Annotated in this window: 12 protein-coding genes and 2 rRNA genes (1 of these 14 cut by a window edge); 7 read left to right on the forward strand and 7 right to left on the reverse strand. The window is 72.7% G+C overall.

What is annotated here, in order from left to right:
- Nucleotides 1-231: 231 nt before the first annotated feature.
- Entirely contained in the window at nucleotides 232-3,093 is a 2,862-nt protein-coding gene (locus OG559_RS28275; RefSeq protein ID WP_405109268.1) for a condensation domain-containing protein, read from the reverse strand.
- Between the two features lie 137 nt (nucleotides 3,094-3,230).
- Here OG559_RS28275 and OG559_RS28280 point away from each other — a divergent pair, with 137 nt between their 5' ends.
- Genes OG559_RS28280 through OG559_RS28295 form a run of 4 tightly spaced genes read left to right on the forward strand, consistent with a single transcriptional unit; the run spans nucleotide 3,231 to nucleotide 13,799 of the window.
- On the forward strand, nucleotides 3,231-8,912 hold the full coding sequence (locus tag OG559_RS28280; protein ID WP_405109271.1) for an amino acid adenylation domain-containing protein: 5,682 nt from the start codon (nucleotides 3,231-3,233) through the stop codon (nucleotides 8,910-8,912).
- Nucleotides 8,909-10,414, forward strand: a complete 1,506-nt coding sequence (locus OG559_RS28285; protein WP_405109273.1) for a class I adenylate-forming enzyme family protein — start codon at nucleotides 8,909-8,911, stop codon at nucleotides 10,412-10,414. Before OG559_RS28280 ends, OG559_RS28285 begins: the two co-directional genes overlap by 4 nt.
- A gap of 23 nt (nucleotides 10,415-10,437) precedes the next feature.
- Entirely contained in the window at nucleotides 10,438-13,509 is a 3,072-nt protein-coding gene (locus OG559_RS28290; protein WP_405109276.1) for a non-ribosomal peptide synthetase, read from the forward strand.
- Entirely contained in the window at nucleotides 13,509-13,799 is a 291-nt protein-coding gene (locus tag OG559_RS28295) for an acyl carrier protein (RefSeq protein WP_405109279.1), read from the forward strand. Before OG559_RS28290 ends, OG559_RS28295 begins: the two co-directional genes overlap by 1 nt.
- On the opposite strand, the gene OG559_RS28300 is transcribed toward OG559_RS28295, so the two are convergent.
- A complete protein-coding gene (locus tag OG559_RS28300) occupies nucleotides 13,774-14,175 on the reverse strand; it encodes a hypothetical protein (protein ID WP_405109281.1) in 402 nt (133 codons plus the stop codon). The genes OG559_RS28295 and OG559_RS28300 overlap by 26 nt on opposite strands.
- An 84-nt stretch (nucleotides 14,176-14,259) precedes the next feature.
- Between OG559_RS28300 and OG559_RS28305 the strand changes: the two genes are divergently transcribed.
- The gene (locus OG559_RS28305; RefSeq protein WP_405109284.1) at nucleotides 14,260-14,880 is read left to right on the forward strand and encodes an L-threonylcarbamoyladenylate synthase; all 621 of its coding nucleotides are present in this window, start codon (nucleotides 14,260-14,262) and stop codon (nucleotides 14,878-14,880) included.
- Nucleotides 14,881-14,993: 113 nt separating this feature from the next.
- Nucleotides 14,994-16,556, forward strand: a complete 1,563-nt coding sequence (locus tag OG559_RS28310) for a WD40 repeat domain-containing protein (protein ID WP_405109288.1) — start codon at nucleotides 14,994-14,996, stop codon at nucleotides 16,554-16,556.
- A 69-nt stretch (nucleotides 16,557-16,625) separates the two neighbouring features.
- On the opposite strand, the gene OG559_RS28315 is transcribed toward OG559_RS28310, so the two are convergent.
- The 3 genes from OG559_RS28315 to OG559_RS28325 all read right to left on the reverse strand — a co-directional run bounded on the left by OG559_RS28315 (nucleotide 16,626) and on the right by OG559_RS28325 (nucleotide 19,907).
- The gene (locus OG559_RS28315; protein WP_405109291.1) at nucleotides 16,626-17,744 is read right to left on the reverse strand and encodes a DUF4185 domain-containing protein; all 1,119 of its coding nucleotides are present in this window, start codon (nucleotides 17,742-17,744) and stop codon (nucleotides 16,626-16,628) included.
- A gap of 88 nt (nucleotides 17,745-17,832) precedes the next feature.
- Nucleotides 17,833-19,347: an FG-GAP-like repeat-containing protein gene (locus OG559_RS28320; RefSeq protein ID WP_405109294.1), complete on the reverse strand. Its 1,515-nt coding sequence runs from the start codon at nucleotides 19,345-19,347 to the stop codon at nucleotides 17,833-17,835.
- Nucleotides 19,348-19,358: 11 nt separating this feature from the next.
- Complete coding sequence (locus OG559_RS28325; protein WP_405109296.1) at nucleotides 19,359-19,907, reverse strand: hypothetical protein; 549 nt, start codon at nucleotides 19,905-19,907, stop codon at nucleotides 19,359-19,361.
- Between the two features lie 542 nt (nucleotides 19,908-20,449).
- Here OG559_RS28325 and OG559_RS28330 point away from each other — a divergent pair.
- Entirely contained in the window at nucleotides 20,450-21,445 is a 996-nt protein-coding gene (locus OG559_RS28330) for an alpha/beta hydrolase (protein ID WP_405109299.1), read from the forward strand.
- Nucleotides 21,446-21,519: 74 nt separating this feature from the next.
- Here the strand turns inward: OG559_RS28330 and rrf are convergent.
- Nucleotides 21,520-21,636 (reverse strand): 5S ribosomal RNA (rrf, locus tag OG559_RS28335).
- 86 nt (nucleotides 21,637-21,722) lie between these two features.
- Nucleotides 21,723-23,523 (reverse strand): 23S ribosomal RNA (locus tag OG559_RS28340) (it continues 1,308 nt past the right edge of the window).

Genomic DNA, 23,523 nt, shown 5'->3' on the forward strand with positions numbered 1-23,523 from the left:
TCGACGGAGGTGACCGGCCCGGGGACTCTCCGGCCCCGCGTCGGTGTGGTCATGGCTTCAGGAGCCGGCGCGGCGAGCGGAGATACCGTCGCGGGGACCGGTCTTTGGCAGATGACGCCAGGCCGGATCAATCACCTCATGAGGGCAACGCTCGGCCACCCGGGCTGACGGACCAGGCGCGCGGGCATGCCGGCGGCACGTCCCCCGCCACACCTGCGCCACCCGTTGGCCCTACCCGGCGAAGGCGGGGGCCGACCAGGGCCAGGGCACATCGTGGAAGGCAGCCTCGACCAGCAGGGCCTCGACGGCCCGCAGGAACCGCTCGGCACGCTCCGGCGGCAGGTAGCGGGTGTCCACGGTGATCGCCAACTCGACCGCGCCGGGGGCGTCGATGACCTGGAGGCGGCAGCGCCAGGCGAACCGGTCCAGCTCCTCCAGCCAGCGGAACGTGCTGCGGCCCGCCGCCGTCCGAAGGGCAGCCTCGTCCGGGCCGACCGGTTCGGGGTCGGTGGCGTGCGGCAGCCGGATGTCGTTGAGGTAGCAGAACGGGGCCAGGGCGGTGCGGTAGTCGAGCCCCCGCTCGGCGAACGCGCGTTCCAGCTCGGCCGGGTCGTAGTAGGCGTGCCGGTACGCGTCCAGCGACGCCCCCCGGGCGCGGGAGAGCAACTCGGCGAACCCGGGCCGGTCTGCCAGGTCGAGCCGGCAGAGCCCGATCTGGTTGAGCTTGCTGATCGCGACGTCGTACTCGGGCTGGAACCGGTTGTTCGCCATGGTGAACACGCCGCAGACGTCCCCGCCGTTGTCGGCGGTGAGCACGGCGGCGGTCGCCGCGAGCAGGACGGAGGCGTTGCTGACGCCGTGCCGGGCGGCGACGAGCCGGGCCGCGTGATGCACTGCCTCGGAAACCAGCGAGCCCCGACGGTACCGGGGGCTGAGCCCGGGTCCCACCTGGTCGAACAGGCCCACCGTGAGGCCGGGGAACTGTCGCGTCCAGTACGCCACCGCCCGGTCGCCGCGACGCCGTTCCCCGTCCCGTTCCCGCTCGGCCACGTCGAGGGACTGCGGACCGGGCGGGGTGGGCAGCGAACCGCGCAGCACGAGCATCCGCAGGTCCCGCAGCACGGTCTCGGTGGCGTGGAAGTCCACGGTGGAGTGGCTGAATACCAGCACGACCTGTCGTACCCGGTCGTCGACGGTGACCAGCGCGGCCCGCAGCGGCCACTCGGCGGCGTGGTCGAAGCGGGGGGCACCCAGCCGGTCGGCCAGGGCCGCGGCGGCGGTCCGGCCGTCGGGATCGGCCGCGGCGGCGGTCCGGCCGTCGGGGTCGGCCGCGGCGTGCGGGACCGGATGCACCAGGACGGGCAGCCGGCCCGCCGGGGCGGCGGACTGGTACAGCTCGCCGTCGACGGAGCACACCCGGGTGCGCAGCGACTCGTGCCGGTCCACCAGGGCCGCGAGGGCCCGCACGGCCCGCGCCACGTCGACGTCGGCCCGCCGGGAGACGGCCAGGACGCGGCGCAGGTTCAGCACGCTGTGGCTCGGGGACTCGAACTCCTCGACGGCCCGCCACATCGCCCGTTGGCCCCAGGTGAGCGGGCCGGTCCCGACCCGGCCGCCCGCGAACTGGGCGTACGCCACCTCCTCGCCGGCTTCGGCGGGGAGCACCACGGGCGGTGTCGCCACCGCGACCGGGGCCGCCGCCGGGGCGGCCAAGGGCCAGGACACCTCGGCGAATGCCGCTTCCACCAGCAGTTCCTCCAGCTCGCGCAGGAACGGTTCGACCGTGTCGACCGCGACGTGACGGGTGTCGACGGTGAGGGTCATCCCCACCCCGCCCGGCTCGTCGACCACGTGGGTCAGCAGATGCCAGGACGCCCGGTCCAGCCCCCTCGTCCAGGAGAAGCCGGTGTGCGCCATGGCGGCCCGCAGGTCGCGACGGGTCACCTCCGGCGCGGCAGCCGCGGTGCCAGCGGGCAGCCGGACATCGTTGAAATAGTAGTGCGGCAGGAACGCGGTCGCGTAGTCGCGGTCGGCGTCGACGAATCCCCGGCGCAGCGCGGAGGGGTCGTAGAAGGCGTTCCGCAGGCCGTTCAGCGACGCCTGCCAGACGCGGGACAGCAGCAGCGGGAACGCGGGGCGGTCCGCCACGTCCAGGACGCCGAACCCGATCTGCCCGAGGTTCGCGACCGCGTTCGCGTACCTGGCGGGGAACCGGTTGTGCGCCATCGGGAACAGGCCGCAGCGGTCCCGCCCGGACCGGGCGGCGGCCAGCGCCGTCACGCCGGCGAGCAGCACCGCCGAGCTGCTGACCCGGTGCCGGGCGGCGATCGCCCGGGCCGCCAGGTCGACGGCCGAGGAGACCAGCACCCCCCGGCGCAGCCGGGGGGTGAGCCCGGGGCCGCCCGGCGGCAGCGGCTCGGCGGGCAGCCCCGCGAACTCCCGCAGCCAGTACGCCACGGCCCGCTCGGAGCGGCGTCCCTCGGCACCGTGCTGGAGCCGGGCCACGTCCACCGACTGAGGCCCGGGCGGGGTGTCGATCCGCCCACGCAGCAGGAGCAGCCGCAGGTCCCGCAGGACCACCTCGGCGGCGTGGGCGTCGACGGTCGAGTGGCTGAAGACCAGCACGACCTGCCGTACCCGGCCGTCCACGGTGACCAGGGCGACCCGCACCGGCCACTCCCGCGCATGGTCGAACGCCACGCCGGCGAGACGGTCCGCGGCGTCCCGGGCGTCCCGCGCGCCGTCACCGGTGCCGGCGAGCACCAGCAGCGGCAGGTGCCCCGTCGCGGCGGTCTCCTGGCGGTGCTCGCCGTCGACCGTGCGCACCCGGGTGCGCAGCGACCCGTGCCGGCCGACCAGCGCGCCGAGCGCCCGGGTGGCGCGCTCGGTGTCGGCGCCGGCCCGGGCGGAGACCGGCACCGTGCGACGCAGGTTGAGGAAGCGGTGGTTGGAGCCGTTGCGGGCGTTCGCCCGCCAGGTCACCTGCTGGGCCCAGGTCAGCGGCGCCGTGCCGGCGTCGGCACCGTGAAAGGGCGCGTGAACCAGCATCTCGTCCGCCCATTCGGCGGGCACCACGGCATCGGCAAATCGCATCCCCGACCGTACGACGGGCCGCGCCGCCCGGGGTCGGTCGATCGGATTCTCCACCGTGGACCGATCAGACGACGCGACGCTCCGTTTGCAGCATGCAGACTACGGACTCCTGTCCGACACCGGCGTGAAGGCATCGCGTGACGAATCTCGACCTACCGACGCGGGCCAGCCCCCTCCCGCCCCCCGCGACGCCGCCCGACATCGCCGCGGGACCGGCGCTGTCGTTCGGCCAGGAACGGATCTGGTTCACCGAGCAGCTGACGCCCGGTACCGCCGCGTACCTCGTCTGGTCGACGACCCGGCTGCGCGGGCCCCTGGAGATCGAGCTGCTGTCTGCCGCCCTGGACAGCACCGCCGCCCGGCACGACAGCCTGCGCATGCGCTTCGCCGAGAACGCCGACGGCGAGCCCGTGGTGGAGGTGCTGCCCGAGGTGCGGGTGCCGGTCACCGTCACCGACGCGAGCTCGCTGGCGGAGGCCCGCGAGCTGGTGGCCGCGTCCGTGCGTACCCCGTTCGACCTCGGCGCCGCTCCCCTGCTGCGGGCGACGGTGGTCCGCCTGGGCGCGGACGACCACGTCCTGCACCTGGCCATGCACCACATCGTCAGCGACGGCTGGTCGCTGGACCTGCTGTTGGGCGACGTGGCGGCCGGCTACGCCGCGCTGCGCGACGGCGGGCCGGCGCCGGCGGCCCCGACGACGGGGTACGTCGACTACGCCGCCTGGCAGCGGATCCGCCTCGAGGGGCCGGCGACCGGGGACGGGTTCGCCTACTGGGCCGGGGCGCTGGCCGGCGTGCCGCCGCTGGAGCTGCCCACCGACCGGCCCCGACCGGCCGTGCAGTCGTACGCCGGCGGCACCCACCGGTTCGCCGTCGACGCCGACCTGACCGACGGGCTGCGCCGGCTGAGCCGGGCGCACCGGGCCACCCTCTACATGACCCTGCTCACCGGCCTGCAGGCGGTGCTGTTCCGGCACAGCGGGCAGCGGGACTTCGTGATCGGGTCCCCCGTCGCCGGCCGGGTGGTGCCGGAGCTGGAGAACCTGATCGGCCTGTTCGTCAACACCCTCGCGCTGCGGGCCGACCTCTCGCCGGTGGGCGCGAGCGTCGACTCACCCGGCACGGAGCCCAGCTTCGCGGCGCTGCTGCGGCGCACCCGCGGCACCGTGGTGAAGGGCCTGGCCCACCAGGAGATCCCGTTCGAGCGGCTGGTCCGGGAGCTGAACGTGCCCCGGGACGTCAGCCGCTCCCCGGTGTTCCAGGTGCTGTTCACCCTGCAGAACTACGCCCGCACCGGCGGCCGGTGGCCGGCGGGGCTGCGCACCGAGAGCCTGGGCACGGACGCCGCCGCCGCCCGTTTCGACCTGTCGCTGTACGTCAGCGAGACCGCCGACGGGCTGCACGGGATGTTCGTCTACAACACCGACCTGTTCGACGCGGACACGATCGCCAGGCTGGCCGCGAGCCTCGACACGCTGCTGCGCGCGGCGGTCGCGCGGCCGGACCTGCCGGTGGTCGACCTGGACCTGCTCGGTCCCGTCGAGCGGGACCGGGTGCTGGCGCTGGCCCGTCCCGACCAGGACAAGGTCGGCGGTGCCGAGCCCGGGGCCGATGGGGCCGGGGCCGGCGGCCCGGGGGTCACCGGGGCGGCGGCCACCCTCGCCGATCTGATCGCCCCGCACGTCGCCGCGACCCCCGACACCCCCGCCGTGGTGTGCGGCGCGGACGCGGTGACCTACCGGGAACTGGACCGGCGGGCCAACCGGCGGGCGCACTGGCTGCGCGGGCGCGGCGTCGGCCCGGACGTACTGGTCGGGGTGCTGCTGGAGCAGTCGGTCGAGCTGGCCGTGGCGCTGCTCGGGGTGCTGCGGGCCGGCGGGGCGTACCTGCCGCTGGACCCGGAGCAGCCGTCGGCCCGGCTGGGCCTGATGCTCGCCGACGCCCGGCCGGCGGTGGTGCTCACCAGCGCCGAGCTGCGCGACCGGCTGCCCGGAGGGGTCGAGGCAACCTGCCTGGACGCCGTGGCCGCCGTGGTTGCCGCCGGGCCCGACGCGCCGCCGCCCACCGGCGCGACCGGCGGGAACCTGGCGTACGTCATCTACACCTCCGGCTCCACGGGCACCCCGAAGGGGGTGGCGGTGGCGCACCGGCAGGTGCTGCGCTACCTCGACGGGGTGGCCGACCGGTTCGCCGTCGTCCCGGCCGCCCGGTACGCGCTGATGCAGTCCATGTCGTTCGACTTCGCCGTCACCGTCTTCTACCTGGCGCTGGCCACCGGCGGGACCGTGCACCTGGTGCAGCGCCGGTGCACGGGGGCGGAGCTGGCCGAGCAGCTGCGCGCCCATCGGATCGACTACCTGAAGATCACCCCGTCGCACCTGGCGGCGCTGGCCGCCGACACCGGGCCGGGCGACCTGCTGCCGGCCCGCGCGCTGATCCTCGGCGGCGAGGCGTCCGACCTGGAGCGGATCGTGCCGCTCGCCGCCGCAGGCGGGGCCCGGGTGTTCAACCACTACGGCCCCACCGAGGCCACCGTCGGCGTCGCCACGTACGAGGTGGGCGCCGGCGGGCCCGCCACCGGCCCGGTGCCGACGGGCCGGCCGCTGCCGCACGCCCGGGTGTACGTGCTCGACGAGCGGATGCTGCCGGTGCCCGTCGGGGTGCCCGGCGAGCTGTACCTGGGCGGGGACCGCCTCGCCCGCGGCTATCTCAACCGGCCCGGCCTGACCGCCGAGCGGTTCGTGCCCGACCCGTACGGCCCGCCGGGCGCCCGCCTCTACCGCACCGGGGACCTGGGCCGGTGGCGCGCCGACGGGCAGTTGGTGTTCCTCGGCCGCCGCGACCACCAGGTGAAGATCCGCGGGTACCGGGTGGAGCTGGGCGAGGTCGAGGCCGCGCTGCGGGACTGCCCGGGGGTGCATCAGGCGGCGGTGCTGCTGCGCGACGACCGGCTGGTGGCGTACCTGGAGCCGACGCCCGGGGCGCAGCCGCCGGACGTGGCGGGGCTGCGCCGGGTCCTGGCCGACCGGCTGCCCGAGCACATGGTGCCCGGCCGCTGGGTGGTGCTGGACCGGCTGCCGTTGCAGGAGCACGGCAAGGTCGACCGGCGGGCCCTGCCGGAGCCGACCGACGAGGTCCCGGCCGGGGAGCGGGTGCCGCCGGTCGGGCCCGTGGAGACGCTGATCGCCGGGATCTGGCAGGCCGTGCTCGGGGTGGCCGAGGTGGGCGCCACCGACGACTTCTTCGACCTCGGCGGGCACTCGCTGCTGGCTACCCAGGTGGTGGCCCGGCTCCGCCGGGAGCTGCCGACCGTCGACGGCGGCGCGACGGGCACGGTCAGCGTGATGGACCTGTTCCGGCACCGGACCGTCCGCGAGCTGGCCGTCCTGGCGACCGGCGGCGGGTCCGGGCCGGACGGGCTGCTGCACGAGCTGACCCCGCCGATGGCCGCCGCCGGCCGGGTCGCCACGCTGGTCTGCGTCCCGTACGGCGGCGGCAGCGCCGTGGTGTACCAGCCGCTGGCCGACGCGCTGCCGGCCGGGTACCGGCTGCTGTCGGTGGCCATGCCGGGCCACGACATCGGTCTGGCCGACGACCCGGCGCCGGTCGAGGAGGTCGCCGCCGACGTCGCCGCCGAGATCCTGTCCCGGGTGGAGGGCCCGCTGGTCCTGTACGGGCACTGCGGCCCCGGCGGGGCCCTCGCCGTGCAGGTGGCCCGGCTGTTGGAGGCCGCCGGCCGGGAGTTGGAGGCGGTGTACCTCGGCGCGGTGTTCCCGTTCGGCCGGCCGGCCGACGGGCTGCTCGGGCCGCTGCTGCGGCTGCGCCTGGCCGAGCGGGTGCGCAGCGACCGGATCTACCGGACCTGGTTGCAGGCGCAGGGCACGTCCGTCGGCTCCCTCGACCCGGACGAGGTGGCGTTCCTGATCCGGGCGATGCGCCACGACGCCCGGGTCTCCGAGGAGTACTTCACCGAGCTGATGCGCCAGCGGGTCACCCCGCTACGGGCGCCGGTGGTTTCGGTGGTCGGCGAGCGGGACCGCAGCACCGACTACCACAGCGAGCGGTTCCGGGAGTGGCACTTCCTCACCGACCGCACCGCGCTCGCGGTGATCGACGAGGGCGGGCACTACTTCCTGAAGTACCGGGCCGGCGAGCTGGCCGAGATCGTCACGACCGTGCACCGGCAGGTCGACTCGCCCGTCCCGCCCGCGCCGCTCGCCGGGCTGGCCGGGGCCTCCGGACGGACCGGGACCGCCGACCCGACCGGCCCTGAGCCGGCCGGCGGGGCGGTCGAGCCGGCCGGCGGGCCGGAGCCCGCGTGGCAACTGGTCGCCGTCTCCCGCCAGCCGGCCGGGCCCCCCGGCACGCCGGACGCCCCGACCGCCGGCCCGGCGAAGGCGCCGGAGCCGAGCATGCGCCGCTTCGGGCTGGTCGCGGCCGGGCAGGTCGTCTCCGGCATGGGCACCGCGCTGACCAACTTCGCGATCCCCCTGTGGATCTACCTGGAGACCGGGTCGCTGGCCCGGTTCGCCCTGTTCGCGGTGCTCGGCCTGCTGCCCGGACTGCTGGTGGCCCCGCTGGCCGGCGCGTTGATCGACCGGACCAGCCGGCGGCGGGTGCTGCTGGCGGCGGGCGTCGCCGCCGGGGGCGCGAACGCGGTGCTGGCCGCCCTGGTGCTGGCCGACCGGGCGCAGGTGTGGCACTTCTACCCGCTGGTGGCCTGGCTGTCAGTGGCGCTGGCCTTCCAACGCCTCGCGTTCGTCTCGGCGGTGCCGCAGCTGGTGCCCAAGCGCTTCCTCGGCCACGCCAACGGGGTGACCCAGACCGCGATGGGCCTGACCCAGTTCACCGTTCCGCTGGTCGCGGTCGCCCTGCTGGACGCGGTCGGGCTGCGCGGCATCCTGCTCATCGATGTGGCGTCGTACGTGTTCGCGATGGGGGTGCTGGGCCTCGTCCGGTTCCCCCGGACCCTGGCCCTGCAACGCCGGGAGGGGCTCGGCGAGGAGATGGTCGCCGGGCTGCGCTACGCGCTGCGCCGCCGGGAGTTCCGCGCCATGCTGACCTTCTTCGCCGCCCTGAACCTGTTCCTGTTCCCGGCGCTCTACCTGCTCTCCCCGCTGGTGCTCGGCTTCGCCGACCTGAACCAGGTGGCGCGGATCGCGCTGACCGGCGGCGTCGGCGCGGCCGTGGGCGGCCTGGTGATGCTGGTCTGGGGCGGCCCGAGCCGCCGCCGGATGCGGGCGGTGCTGCTGGGCACCCTGGGCATCGCGGTGGCCGCCGTGCTGACCGGGCTGCGGCCGGACCCGCTGCTGGTCGGCGCGGGCGCGTTCGGCATGTACCTGTCGCTGGGCATCGTCAACGGCGTCTACAACACGATCATCCAGACCAAGGTGCCGCCGCGCTTCCACGGCCGGGTGTTCGCGCTCAACCAGATGATCGCCTGGTCGACGATGCCGCTGGGCTGGGGAATCGTCGCCCCGTTCGCCGCGAAGGTGACCGAGCCGCTGCTGCTGCCCGGCGGCGCGCTGGCCGGCACGGTCGGCGCGGTGATCGGCGTCGGCCCCGGCCGGGGCCACGGCCTGCTGTACGTCGTGTTCGGGGTGTGCATCGCGCTGACCGCGCTGGTCGCGCTGGCCACGCCGGTGCTGTCCCGGTTCGACGACGAGGTGCCCGACGCGCCGCCGGACGACCTCGTCGGCATCGAGGAACGCCAGGCCCGGGCCTCCGTCGGCGTCACCGCGCCGGGGGCCCACGCCGCCACCGACGGCGTCGAGAAGGTCCGGGTGCAGGTCGCCGGCACCGGGGGTGGACGGCGGTGACCGCAGCTACGAGCGGCCCACCGGCCGCCCGGACGGTGCCGGAGTTGCTGGCGTGGCGCACCGCCCTGCACCCGGACCGGGTCGCGGTCGAGGTGGCCGGGGTGGCCGCGCTGACCTTCGCCCAGTGGTCCGCCGGCGCGACCGCCGTCGCCGCCGAGCTGGGCCGGCGGGGGCTGCGCCCCGGCGACCGGGTCGGCCTGGTGTTCGGCGCCCGCGACTGGACCCGCTTCGCCGTGGCGTACTGCGGGGTGCTGCGGGCCGGCGGGATCGCGGTGCCGCTGTCGGACCGGCTCGCCGCCGGGCAGCTCGACCACGCGCTGACCCACTGCGCGGCCGCCGCCGTCGTGCACGGCGACGACACCGCCGCGCCGCACGCCCCCGCCGGGCTGCCGGTGTGGCGGGCCGGTGACCTGGCCGCCGGGCCGGCGACCGACGCCGACCTGCCGACGGTACGCCCCGGCGACCTCGCGCAGATCCTCTACACCTCCGGCACCACCGGCCGCCCGAAGGGCGTCGGGGCAAGCCACGCCAACCTGACCGTCGGCGCGTCGACGAACCCGCGCCGGCTGGCGCTGGGCCACTCGCAGCGGTTCCTGCACGCGTTCGCCATCGGCACCAACGCCGGGCAGACCATGCTGTTCAACGCGCTGACCGCGAAGGCCGGCGCGCTGACCCTTCCCGCGTTCACCCCGGTCCGGTTCGCCCGGCTGGTCGAGACCCCGGGCACGGGGACGCTGTTCGTCGTCCCGTCGATGGCGATCGAGCTGCTCGACTCGGGGGCGCTGCGGGGCCGGGACCTGGCCGGCGTACACCTGATCGGGTCGACTGCGGCGGCGCTGCCGCCAGCGGTGGCGGCCCGGCTCGCCGAGGCGTTCCCGCAGGCCACGATCGTCAACTACTACACCTCGACCGAGGCGGCACCGGCCCAGACCACGATGATCTACGACCCGGCGCGTCGGGACGCGGTGGGCCGGCCGGTCGGCGGGCAGCTACGCGTCGCCGACGCCGACGGCGTTCCGCTGCCGCCCGGGACGACCGGCGACGTGTGGCTGCGTGCCCCGTACCCCCGCGCCTACTACCGCGACGAGGCCGCCAACCGGGCCACCTTCCGCGACGGGTGGGTGCGGATGGGCGACGTCGGGCGGATCGACGCCGACGGCTTCCTCTACCTCACCGACCGGCACCAGGACGTCATCAAGTCCGGCGCGTTCAAGATCTCGTCCCTCGAGGTGGAGGCGGCGCTGCACGAGCACCCCCTGGTCGCCGAGGCGGCCGTGGTCGGCGTGCCGCACCCGGTGCTCGGGTCGGCGGTCGCCGCCGCCGTGGTGCCCCGGCCGCAGGCCGTCGCCGACGGGCTGACCCTGCCGGTGCTGCGCGGCTTCCTCGCCGACCGGCTCGCCGACCACCAGCTTCCCGCCCGGCTGCTGCTGCTCGACGGCCTGCCCCGCAACGAGGGCGGCAAGGTGCTCAAGCGGCAGCTCACCGGCCTGTTCGACAACTGACCACCAGCACGGGACCGCGATCCATGGGAGAGCATGTGGGCACCGCCGAGGCGACATACGCGCAGCACGCCGTCTGGTTCACCGAGCAGGCCGGGGTCGCCGGCACGGCGTACCACATGGCGCTCGGCGTCCGGTTCGCCGCCGACCTGGACCGCCGGGCCCTCGTCGAGGCGTGCGCGGCGGTGACCGACCGGCACCCGGTCCTCGGCACCCGGGTGGTCACCGAGGCCGACGGCACCCCCGGGCTGGCGCCGGCCGACGTGCGGCCGGCGGTCACCTTCGGCGAGTGGACCGACGACCGGGTCGCGCGGGAGCTGACCCGCGCCCACGACCTGCGGGTCGGCCCGCTGTCCCGGTTCACGCTGCTCACCGCCGCCGACGGCCGGCACCTGCTGCTGGTCACCGTCCACCACCTGGTGTTCGACGGGATGTCCAAGGACGTGCTGGCCCGGGACCTGGCCGACGCGTACGCCGCCGCGCTCGCCGACATCCCGGCGCGGGCCGCGCCCCGCTGCGACGGGTACGCCGGGGACGCGGCGGCCGAGCGGGAACGCGTCGCGGTCGACCTGTCGGCGGCCCGCGCGTACTGGGCGCGGCACTGGTCCGGCCCGGGCGACGTGGTGCTGCCCGGCCTGCGCCGGCTGCCCACGGGCGCGGAACCGGGTGCCGCCGTGGACGTCGACCTGCCCGCCGACCTGGCCGACGGCGTGGGCCGGGCCGCCGGGGCGCTCGGGGTGACCCGGTTCGAGCTGCTGCTCGCCGCGGTGCACGCCCTGCTGGCCCGGTACGGCAACCGGGGCGTCCCGGTCGGGGTCACGCTGTCCACCCGCACGGCCGCGCAGGCCGACCGGGTCGGGTTGTTCGTCAACGAACTGCCCGTCGCCGCCGACCCGACCGCCGGCACCTTCGCCGACCACGCCCGCGCCGTGCGGGCCCGGCTGCGCGAGCTGTACCGGTTCCGCGCGGTGCCCCTCGCCCACGCCGTGTCGGGGCTGCGCCCCGCACCCGCGCTGACCGGGGTCTCGGTCGGCTACCGGAGGCGCGGCGCCGAGCCGGCCTTCCCCGGGGTGGCCACCGGCGTGGACTGGACGCTGTTCGGCGGTGCGGCCCGCAACGCGCTGCACGTGCAGATCGTGGACGGCCCGACCGGGATCGCGGTGAGCCTCCAGCACAGCCCCGCCGCCATCGACACCGACGCGGTCACCCGGATCGGCGCTCACCTGCGCACCCTGCTCGCCGCCGTGGTCGCCGACCCGGGCCGGCAGGTCGGCGACCTGCCGGTGCTGCCCGCCGACGAGCTGCACCGGATCACCGGGGGCTGGAACGACACCGCGCGGGCGTACCCCGGCGACACCGTGCCCGAACTGTTCGCGGCCCGGGTCGCGGCGGATCCGGACGCGGTGGCCGTCGTCGACGGCGACGTCACGCTCAGCTACGCCCGGCTCGACGCCGCCAGCGCCCGGCTCGCGGTGCTGCTGCGCGAGCGCGGCGTCGGCCCCGGGTCGCTGGTCGCGGTCGCGCTGGACCGGTCCTGGCGGACGGTGGTGACGATGCTGGCGGTGCTGCGCCGCCGGGCCGCGTACCTGCCGGTCGACCCCGGCCACCCGCCGGCCCGGCGGGACCTGGTGCTCGCCGACGCCGACCCGGCGCTGGTGGTGACCGCGTCCGGCGGCACGCAGGACGCCCGGCCCGAACTCGCCCTGGACGGGGTGGACCTGCTCGCCGGCCCGGAGCCGGCGCGGGACCCGGCCGCGCCGAGCGCCGAGGACCTGGCGTACGTGCTGTACACCTCCGGCTCCACGGGCCGGCCGAAGGGCGTCGCGGTGCGCCACGGCGCGCTGACCAACCTGCTGCTGGGGATGCGGGACCTGCTGGACGCCCGGCCCGGGCACCGCTGGCTGCAGCTGACCTCGCCGTCGTTCGACATCTCCGCGGTGGAGGTGTTCCTGCCGCTGGTCACCGGCGGGCGGGTGGTCGTCGCCTCGGCGGTGAGCGCGCTGGACGGCACGGGGGTGCTGCGGCTGGTCCGCGACGCCGGGGTGACCCACGTCCAGGCCACCCCGTCCGGGTGGCGGGTGCTGCTGGAGGCGGGCCTCGACGCGGCAGGCCCGCTGGTCGCCCTCGCCGGCGGGGAGGCCCTGCCGGTCGCCCTGGCCCGGGAGCTGCGGGCCCGCACCACCCGGCTGGTCAACGGGTACGGCCCGACCGAGGCGACGATCTACGCCACCGCCGCCGACGTCCCCGCCGACCCGGCCGAGGTGACCATCGGCCGCCCGCTGCCGAACGTGCGGGCGTATCTGCTGGACGAGGTGCTGCGGCCGGTGCCGGTCGGGGTGCCCGGCGAGCTGTACCTGGCCGGCGCCGGGCTGGCCGACGGCTACCTCGGGCGCGACGACCTGACCGCCGAACGGTTCGTGCCGGACCCGTTCGGCGACGGCGACGGGCGGCTCTACCGCACCGGCGACCGGTGCCGGTGGCTGCCGGACGGCCGGCTCGACTTCCTCGGCCGGGCCGACGACCAGGTCAAGATCCGCGGGTACCGGATCGAGCTGGGCGAGGTCGAAGCCCGGTTGCTGGAGCACCCGGCGGTGGCGCAGGCCACCGCGGCGCTGCGGGCCGACGGCGACGGCGAGGCCCGTCTGGTGGCGTACGTGGTGGCCCGGGGCGGCGCGGTCGCGGACCCGGCGGACCTGCGCCGGCACCTGGCGCTGAGCCTGCCGGCGGCCGTGCTGCCCACCGACTGGGTGCTGCTGGACCGGCTCCCGATGAGCCCGAACGGCAAGGTCGACCGGGCGGCGCTGCCCGCGCCGGCGCCCCGGGACGCGCCGGTCGGTATCGTCGCCGAGAACGCGGCGGCCGACGACGACCCGATGGTGGAGACGCTGCGCGAGATCTGGCAGGACGTGCTGAAGATCCCCGACATCGGCGTGCACGAGGACCTGTTCGACCTGGGCGGGCACTCGCTGACCATCACCCGGATCAGCGGCCGGATCCAGCAGCGGCTCGGCGTCGAGGTGCCGCTCGACGCCTTCTTCGACACCCCCACGATCGCGGAGATCGCCGAGATCGTCCGACAGTCCGGAAAGGAACTCTGATGGGCACCACCGAGCTGCGCGCGCGGGTCGCCGCACTGGTCAGCGAGGCCACCGGGGGTGACGTGCCGGCCGCCGACATCCTCGGCGGAGGGTCGCTGGTCGCCCTCGGCGTCGACTCCCTCGGCCTGCTGCGCCTGGTCGACGCGATCGAGCTGGAGTACGACGTGGAGGTCGAGCTGAGCGAACCCGGCCACCGGCTGGACACCCTCGACGACCTGGTGGCGGTCGTCGAGGCGGCCCGCCCGCACGACGCGGGCGCGGTGGTCAGCGCAGCCGGTGACGGCCGCTGAGCCACTCCCGGGCGGACCGGGAGTTCAGGGCCCACAGCACCCAGGCCAACAGGCCGACCCCGACGATGGTGATCGCGCCGAACATCCCGATCGAGGCCACGGCGAACAGCCCGGACGACACGTACGCGGGGTAGGCCGCCCAGGGGCGGCGGCCGGACAGGCTGAACGCCACGAAGGCGCAGGTGAGGGCCATGACGGCGAAGAACACGGCGGCGCCCAGGGAGCCGTCCTCGGCCAGCAGCCGATGCACCGTCGCCAGCGCGAACAGCAGCGCCAGGAGCGCGAAGGCGAGCACGGTGGTCAGCACGGGGCCGGGCATCGGGGGGCGGCGCAGCACGCCGTCGTACCCACCGGCGCGGGGCGGTCGAAGCACCATGGAACAACGATGGAGGTCTACCCGCAAGGGGATCGGCCACTGTCAGGAAGACGACACAGCCAGGCGTCGGCCTAAGCTTCCGCCATGGCGAAGTACTACGACGTGCACCCCGACAACCCGCAACCCCGGACGATCCGCCAGGTGGTCGACCTCGTCCGGGGGGACGGGTTGATCGCCTACCCGACCGACTCGTGCTTCGCCCTGGGCTGCCAGCTGGGCAACAAGGCCGGCATGGACCGGATCAGGGAGATCCGCCACCTCGACAGCGGCCACCACTTCACCCTGGTGTGCCGGGACTTCGCGCAGCTCGGCCAGTTCGTCCACCTCGGCAACGCCGTGTTCCGCGCCGTGAAGGCGGCCACCCCCGGCAGCTACACCTTCATCCTGCCCGCCACGAAGGAGGTGCCGCGCCGGCTGCTGCACCCGAAGAAGAAGACCGTCGGCGTCCGCATCCCCGCGCACACCGTCGCCCAGGCGCTGCTCACCGAGCTGGGCGAGCCGCTGCTGTCGAGCACGCTGCTGCTGCCCGGCGACGCCGAACCGATGACCCAGGGCTGGGAGATCAAGGAACGCCTCGACCACGTCGTCGACGCGGTCGTCGACTCCGGCGACTGCGGCACCGAACCGACGACGGTGGTCGACTTCTCCGACGGCGAACCCGAGATCGTCCGCGTCGGCGCGGGCGACCCGTCCCGCTTCGCCTAGTGTGACCGGCCCGCCGCCGCACGGTGGCGGCCATTCGGCACAATCGGACCGGCATTCGCTCGAAGCTCATCGATTCTCGGCCGGGCCGGGGACGCGGACTGTGAGGTCATCCGATGGTGCGACTCATCCTGCCGGTCGCCGCGACGCTGCTGGTGCTGATCGCGGTACGGTGGTCACAACCGGACGCCCTGCGGGTCGACGGATTCTGGCCGCTGGCGGCGGTCGCGGTGGTGACGGCCCTCGGCTCGGCCCTGACCCTGGGCCTGTCCCGGGTCGCCTTCTCCCGGGCCGCGCCGTGGATCCGCGGGTTCCTCTCGACCGCCGTCGCGTTCGTCCTGCTGGCCGCGTTCACCGGCGAGCCCGGTCCGGCGGCGGTCGTCGGTGGAATCCTGGTGACGCTGGCGGTGCTGTTCTCGCTACTGCGCGGCGGTGGTCGCGCGCTGCGGGCGGAGCCGTTCCCGCCGGACGTCCTCGGCGTGGCCCGACTCGCGGCGCGGTTCGTGGTGCCGGCGGCCTGGTATCTCGCCGCCGTCGAGGTGGTGCCGGGCGTGCAGTCGGCGGGCCGGTGGCCCGGCGCGCTGCTGGGCGGCCTCGTCGCGGGAGGCACCCTCGTCGCGGGCACCACCCTGGCGTGGACCAGACCGTGGCACGCCTGCGTCACGCCGGTGCGCGTGGGCGGCCGCGAGCGGGCCGCGTACGGCGGGATCGGGCACCTCGTCGGGATCGGCGACCCGGGCGCCGGCGAGCACCTGCGGACGATGGGCTCCGGCGGCGTGCTCGCCGACCTGTCGGGCCTGCTGCCGGACCAGATCCCCGACGGTTTCCGCCGACACCTCGACCGCCTCACCCCGGGCGTGGTACGGGCCGCCTGCGCGATCGAGACGCCGCGGCGGTTGCTGCTCGCCTCCGCCAGCTACGACGCCGCCGTGCACCTGTGGGACCCCGAGACCGGCCAGGCGGTGCACGCCCTCGCCGGGCACCTGGCCCCGGTGAACGCCCTGTGCGCGGTGCCGGTCGGCGACACCGTCCTGCTCGCCTCCGGTGGGGACGACTGCCGGATCCGGATCTGGGAGCCGGAGACGGGCCGCCGGGTGCGGGTCGTCGGCCCGCAGGCGCGGTGGGTCGTCCGGGCGCTGTGCACCGTGCCGGTCGACGGTCGGATCCTGCTCGCCGCCGGGTACGCCGACAGCACCGTTCGGCTGTGGGACCCGGTCGACGGTCGGCTGGTCCGCCACCTGGGCGCCCAGCAGGGCGGCGTCAACGCCGTCTGCGCGGTCACCGTCGACGGCGCGACCCGGCTCGCCTCGGCGGCCGGCGACGGCACCGTGGTCCTGTGGGACCCCGACAGCGGCGAGCGCCTCGACTCCTTCGACGACGAGGCCCCCCGCTACGCGCTCTGCACGGTGGAAATGGACGGCGAGGTGCTCCTCGCCGCGGCCGGGGACGGCATCGGCGTGACCCTGTGGGACCCGGCGAGCGGGACGCGCCGAGGCTCGCTGGGCACGGGGTCGCTGCTGGGCCTGCTGAACGGCTCGGCGGGTTGGATCCGGTCGATGTGCCAGGTCGGCGCCGACGACGACGCGTTCCTGATGCTCGCCGGTTACAACCGCGCGGTCGAGCAGATCCGCCTCCGGCCGGCGCTGCGGTCCCTCGCCGCGCCGGAAGGCGCCTCCTGACCGACCGCGTCCCGCGTCGGGCAACGCCGGGCGGACGGCGGCAGGCCGCCGCCGCCCGGCGACCCAGGTTCAGAGGGATCCGACGAACTGGCTGACGTGGTAGGCGGTGCTGCGGTTGTCGAGCCCCCTGGTCCACTTCGAGACCATCAGGTGCAGCTCGTTGGCGTTCCTGCCGGACCAGGGGTGGATGAAGCCGCCGTACAGCGCGGGCTCCTGCCACGGGAACACCTGGATCTTCTCGCCGGACCACACCTGGTCCGGCCCGCCGGCGATGCGGGTGACGATGCAGCCGGTCACACAGTTGAGGTAGGACATGACCCAGGTGCCGTCGTGCAGTCTGCGTACCGACGGTTCGCCGAACCTGCCGTTGAGGATCGGGGTGCAGGGCCTGCCCCAGCCCCAGTTGCTGCCGTTCCAGCCCCAACCCTCGTACGACTCGGGGTAGAACAGCCGGTCCCAGCGGACCCGGCGCAGCATCATCGGGCCGTCCTGGCGACCCGCCCGGACGGAGAAGACGTAGACCCAGTCCCCGTCGCGCTGCATCGTCCACATCTGGAACGGGTCGGTGTTGTTGCCGTTGTTCCACCACTTCAGCGGGGTCCGGACGAAGTCGTTGCCGTTGTCGGAGTAGGCCAGGCCGGCGTAGCGCGAACGCCAGTGCGGGCCGGCGGGACCGGCGGAGCCCCAGTTCTCGATGCTCATGTAGGAGATCAGTTGGCGGCCGGTCTCGGGGAAGCTGATCCCGTCGTTGGGGATGACGCTGACCTCCCACAGGCCGTCGATCCCGATCCCGTGGTGACCGTTGTGCATGATTTCGGGGGCCCGGCCGTTGCCGGCCACCCGCGCGGCGCTGTCGAAGACGATCCCCCCGGGCGCACCGGGGTGGACGTTGGAGCGCAGCATCACCGGGGACCGCCAGTCGTTGGGCAGCGGCGGCCCCTCGGGCCACGGGGTGTTGAAGGTGTCGCCGAAGAGGTACCCGATCGAGCCGTTCTCCAGCACGTACGGGATGCCCAGGTCCGTGCCGGCGACCCGCCACCGGCTGTTGGTGTCCAGGTCGGCGCCGGTGAGGCGCTTCTTCCAGGTGGCGGCCTGGGCCGGGCCGGGGAAGGCCAGGGCCGGCGCGACGGCCGAGGCCGTGGCGACCGCGGCGACCCTGCCGAGGAATGCACGACGGTCCAATGCCATGTCAGGTCCTTTCCGCCCGGCCGGTCCGGCCGGGCGCGCTCGATGCCTCCCCGGGAAAGACGGCGAGGCGACTCGGGTGGGGGTGGGTTCAGAGGGTGGTTTCTCCGGGGAGGCCGAAGAAGTCGTGCCATTTGTTGGTGGGGGTGAAGGTGGTGCCGGTGGATTGTGCGACGTGGACGTCGTTGGTGTTGTTTTTGGTGAAGACGATGATGTCGTCTTTGCCGTCTCCGTTGAAGTCTCCGAGGTAGGGGAATTCGCCGGGGGTGCAGAAGTAGTCGTGCCATTTGATGGTGGTGCCGGTGAAGGTGGTGCCGGTGGAGGTGGCGGCGTAGACGTCGGCGTCGGTGTTGCAGGTGAAGGTGACGATGTCGTCTTTGCCGTCTCCGTTGATGTCGCCGATGCGGGGTTGTTCGTTGCCGACGGCGAAGAGGTCGTGCCATTTTTGGGGTGGGCCGAAGGTGGTGCCGGTGGAGAGGGCGATGATGACGTCGGAGTTGGTGGTGGGGCCTTGGGTGAAGGTGATGATGTCGTCTTTGCCGTCGCCGTTGATGTCGCCGAGGGCGGGGTATTCGCCGGGGATGGAGAAGTATTCGTGCCATTTGTTGGCGGTGCCGGTGAATCCGGTGCCGGTGGAGAGGGCTACGTAGACGTCGGCGTTGTTGTCGTGGGTGAAGGTGATGATGTCGTCTTTGTTGTCGCCGTTGACGTCGCCGATGGCGGCGACTTCGGATCCGGGGGCGAACCAGTCGTGCCATTTGGTGGCGGGGTTGAAGTTGGTGCCGGTGGAGGTGGCGACGTAGACGTCGGCGAGGGTTCCGTGGGTGAAGGCGATGATGTCGTCTTTGCCGTCGCCGTTGAAGTCTCCGGTGGTGAGGGTTTCGCCGTTGAGGCCGAAGAAGTCGTTCCATTTCACGGAGGTGCCGGCGAAGGAGTTTCCGGTGGACGTGGCGACGTACACGTCGTTCAGTGAGCCCTGGTTGAACGCGGCGATGTCGTCCTTACCGTCGCCGTTGAAATCCGTCGACGAACCCCCCAGATACCGACCACCCCCACCACCGCCGCAGTTGTCGCTGACGAGATACTTCTGGTGGTACTGGCCCGGGTAGGGCGCGAGCGAGACACCGTTGATGACGATCGACTGCCCCACCCCGTTGTAGAGCTGTTCGTAGTGGACGTGCGGGCCGGAGGAGTTACCGGTGCTGCCGGTGACGCCGATCTGCTGGCCCTGCTCGACGTACGCCCCGTCGGGCACCGAGTAGGCGCTGAGGTGGAAGTAGTAGGTGGTCCAGCCGCCGCCATGGTCGATGACCACGTAGTTGCCGGCGCCGCTGGGCTGCGCGTAGCGGCGGGCCACCCCCGCGGCGGAGGCGACCTGCGGCGTGCCCCCGGTGGTGCCGCCATCGGCGCGCACGAAGTCCAGCGCCTGGCGCACCTCGGCGCTGTGGTGGTCGTAGGTCCACCGCTGCCCACACGGGAACGGCGCCTTGAAGTTGGGCGCGGCCAGCGCGGCCGTGGGCGCCGACACGACGCCGGTCAGGACGGCCGCGGCCAGGGTGACCAGCGCGAGGAGGCAGCGACGGAGAGTTCTCGGGTGCCGGGACATGGCGGCTCCTGTCAGGGGAGGCTGGGGCGGGGAAGGTCGGAGCCGGGGGCGATCTGGTCGCTCCACCGCCAGCCGTTCTGCACGAGGCGGCTGCCGTCGGAGAGCGACACGTAGGCGTCGGCGGCGCTGCCGCGGGTGTAGGTGACGGCGTCGCCGCGCCCGTCACCGTCGAAGTCGCCGACACCGGGCAGCTCGGTGCCGATCGCGAAGTTGCCGTGCCAGGTGGCGGCGGCACCGAAACCCCCGCCGGTGGAGGGACGGACCAGGACGTCGGCGCTCGCGCCCCGGGTGAAGACGACGACGACGTCGCGGCCGTCGCCGGTGACGTCGGCCAGCGCGCCGGCCCGGTCGTAACTGGAGAACTGTCGCGTCCGTGAGCCGCTGCCGAGGTGGGGCAGCCGGTCGAGGCGACGGTAGACGTCCCAACCGACGGCGCCGGGGTCGGCCGGGGCCGAGACGGTGGTCGTCGGCGCGGTGGCAGGGCCCGGCGTGGCGGACGCCGCAGACGGCGCGGACGCGGCAGCCATGGCGAGGACAGCGGTGAGGGTTACGGCACGCAAGCCGCGGGATCGGGCCATGTGTCACCTCGGCGGGCGGGCTCCTGGACGGTGCCACTGGCGGAAGTGAAGCCAACTCGTTCGATTACTGTCAATACCCCAGGTCGCGGCCGAGTGGGGCCGAGCGCCCCGTCGTCCGCCATTTCCGCAGGTGGGAGGCGATCTCCGAACCTCCACCCGCACGAAAGTTTCTTCCTTGACTGCATCGTCGAGTGGCCGTAAGTTTCATGCATCTATCGACAGATGACTTCGCGTCGCTCGTCGCTGTCCTGCCTCCGGGACAGCGGCCCGGCCCCACCCGGACCACCGTTCCCCGCTTCCCGGAGGGCCGTCATGGACACTCCCACCCGAACACCCGCCATGTTCCACCTCGCGGCCCGGCTGGCCGCTGCCGGGGCCGTCACGCTGGCGGTGACGGCCCCGGTCGCACCTCTGACACCCGAACCCCCCGCCTGAGTCGGCACGACAACCGGCCGATGCCGGGATCGTGGCCGCAGCGGGCGTCACTCAGCTTCCTACACAGGCAGCTTCCCCAAGGAGAAACGATGGACAACACCCCTGACAGCCGCCGGCCCCTCTCCCGCCGGCGGCTCCTGACCGGCGCAGCGGGAGTCGCTGCCGCCGGCGCGCTGGCCGGCGCCTTCAGCGCGCCGCTGGCCGCCCAGGCCGCCGGCGACGGGCACGGCCTGCGCATCGTCGACCGTAACGAGAACGGCGGGCGCCTCCAGTACTACCGCTTCGCCACCGACGCGATCGCGTGGGATCCCGCAGTCAACGTCCTGCTGCCCGACGGCTACCACACCAGCAACAAGCGCTACCCGGTGCTGTACCTGCTGCACGGCGGTAACTCCGACTTCCGGGCCTTCCACATGTACGACAACATCATCAATCTCACCGCCGGCCGGGAGATCATCGTCGTCATGCCGGACGCCGCGACCGGGTGGTACTCCAACCCGGTCAGCAGCAACACCGGGCCCCGCAACTGGGAAACCTTCCACATCGCGCAGCTGCTGCCGTGGATCGAGCAGAACTTCCGCACCTTCCCCGAGTACAACGGCCGTGCCGTCGCCGGCTTCTCGATGGGCGGGTTCGGCGCCCTGAAGTACGCCGCGAAGTACTACGGCCACTTCTGCTCGGTCAGCTCCCACTCCGGTCCGGCCAGCCTGCGCCGGGACTTCGGCCTCGTCGTGCACTGGGCCAACGTGAGCTCGGCCGCGGTCGAGCTGGGTGGCGGCACCGTCTACGGTGCCCCGCTGTGGGACGAGGCGCGGGTCAACGCCGACAACCCGGTGCAGCGCATCGGGAGCTACCACAACAAGCGGATCTTCCTTGCTGCCGGCACCTCACCCGACCCGGTGAACTGGTTCGACACGGTGAACGAGACCCAGGTGCTGGCCGGCCAGCGCGAGTTCCGGGCGGCTCTCGGTCGGGCGGGGATCCCGCACGAGTGGCGCGAGGTGCCCGGCGGGCACTACTTCCGCCACGAGCTCTTCGTCCAGGACCTCAACGGGATGCTCGGTCGCCTCCGTCGTGCCGGCTGATCCGGCCCCGCCCGCTCGGCGGTAGACACAAAAAGGGCCATCCCCCCTAGGGGGGATGGCCCTTTTTGAAAGATGTCCGGCGGTGTCCTACTCTCCCACACCCTCACGAGTGCAGTACCATCGGCGCTGGAGGGCTTAGCTTCCGGGTTCGGAATGTAACCGGGCGTTTCCCCTCCGCCATGACCGCCGTAACTCTATCGACATATCAAACAACACCAAACAAATCTGGTCTGTTGTTCATTTGTCGAGAGTTGCACAGTGGACGCGTAGCAGCTTAGTAGTCAAGTCCTCGGCCTATTAGTACCGGTCAACTCAACCCGTTACCGAGCTTACATTTCCGGCCTATCAACCCAGTAGTCTAGCTGGGGGCCTTACCCCACCAAAGGTGGGTGGGATACCTCATCTTGAAGCAGGCTTCCCGCTTAGATGCTTTCAGCGGTTATCCCTTCCGAACGTAGCTAACCAGCCGTGCCCTTGGCAGGACAACTGGCACACCAGAGGTTCGTCCGTCCCGGTCCTCTCGTACTAGGGACAGCCCTTCTCAAGTATCCTACGCGCACGGCGGATAGGGACCGAACTGTCTCACGACGTTCTAAACCCAGCTCGCGTACCGCTTTAATGGGCGAACAGCCCAACCCTTGGGACCTGCTACAGCCCCAGGATGCGACGAGCCGACATCGAGGTGCCAAACCATCCCGTCGATATGGACTCTTGGGGAAGATCAGCCTGTTATCCCCGGGGTACCTTTTATCCGTTGAGCGACACCGCTTCCACTCGCAAGTGCCGGATCACTAGTCCCGACTTTCGTCCCTGCTCGACCTGTCAGTCTCACAGTCAAGCTCCCTTGTGTACTTGCACTCAACACCTGATTGCCAACCAGGCTGAGGGAACCTTTGGGCGCCTCCGTTACCTTTTAGGAGGCAACCGCCCCAGTTAAACTACCCACCAGACACTGTCCCTGAACCGGATAACGGCCCGAAGTTAGAAACCCAAATCAACCAGAGTGGTATTTCAAGATTGCCTCCACCCATACTGGCGTATGGACTTCACCGGCTCCCACCTATCCTACACAAGCTAATTCGGATACCAATGTCAAGCTATAGTAAAGGTCCCGGGGTCTTTCCGTCCTGCCGCGCGTAACGAGCATCTTTACTCGTAATGCAATTTCGCCGGGCCTGTGGTTGAGACAGTGGGGAAGTCGTTACGCCATTCGTGCAGGTCGGAACTTACCCGACAAGGAATTTCGCTACCTTAGGATGGTTATAGTTACCACCGCCGTTTACTGGCGCTTAAGTTCTCCGCCTCGCCCCGAAGAGCTAACAGGTCCCCTTAACGTTCCAGCACCGGGCAGGCGTCAGTCCATATACATCGAATTACTTCTTCGCATGGACCTGTGTTTTTAGTAAACAGTCGCTTCCCCCTGCTCTCTGCGGCCATACAACGCTCCACCCGCAAGGGGCTTCACGTCTCCGGCCCCCCTTCTCCCTAAGTTACGGGGGCAATTTGCCGAGTTCCTTAACCACAGTTCGCCCGATCGCCTCGGTATTCTCTACCTGACCACCTGTGTCGGTTTGGGGTACGGGCCGCTAAGAACTCGCTAGAGGCTTTTCTCGGCAGCATAGGATCACTGACTTCACCTGAATCGGCTCGGCATCACGTCTCAGCCCATATGCACCGCGGATTTGCCTACGGTACGGCCTACACGCTTACCCCGGCACAACCACCGGCCGGGCTCAGCTACCTTCCTGCGTCACCCCATCGCTTGACTACTACCCGCCAGGTTCCCACACTCACCCAGTTAAGTCCGAAGACCGCCCCAAGATCACACGGTTAGCACAACGAAGTTCATCATGGGCGTTCTTTCGCGGGTACGGGAATATCAACCCGTTGTCCATCGACTACGCCTCTCGGCCTCGCCTTAGGTCCCGACTCACCCAGGGCGGATTAGCCTGGCCCTGGAACCCTTGGTCATCCGGCGGAAGGGTTTCTCACCCTTCTTTCGCTACTCATGCCTGCATTCTCACTCGTGCCGCGTCCACAACTGGGTCACCCCGCTGCTTCACCCCCGGCACGACGCT

It is taken from the genome of Micromonospora sp. NBC_01405 (assembly GCF_045040155.1).
Taxonomy (GTDB): domain Bacteria; phylum Actinomycetota; class Actinomycetes; order Mycobacteriales; family Micromonosporaceae; genus Micromonospora.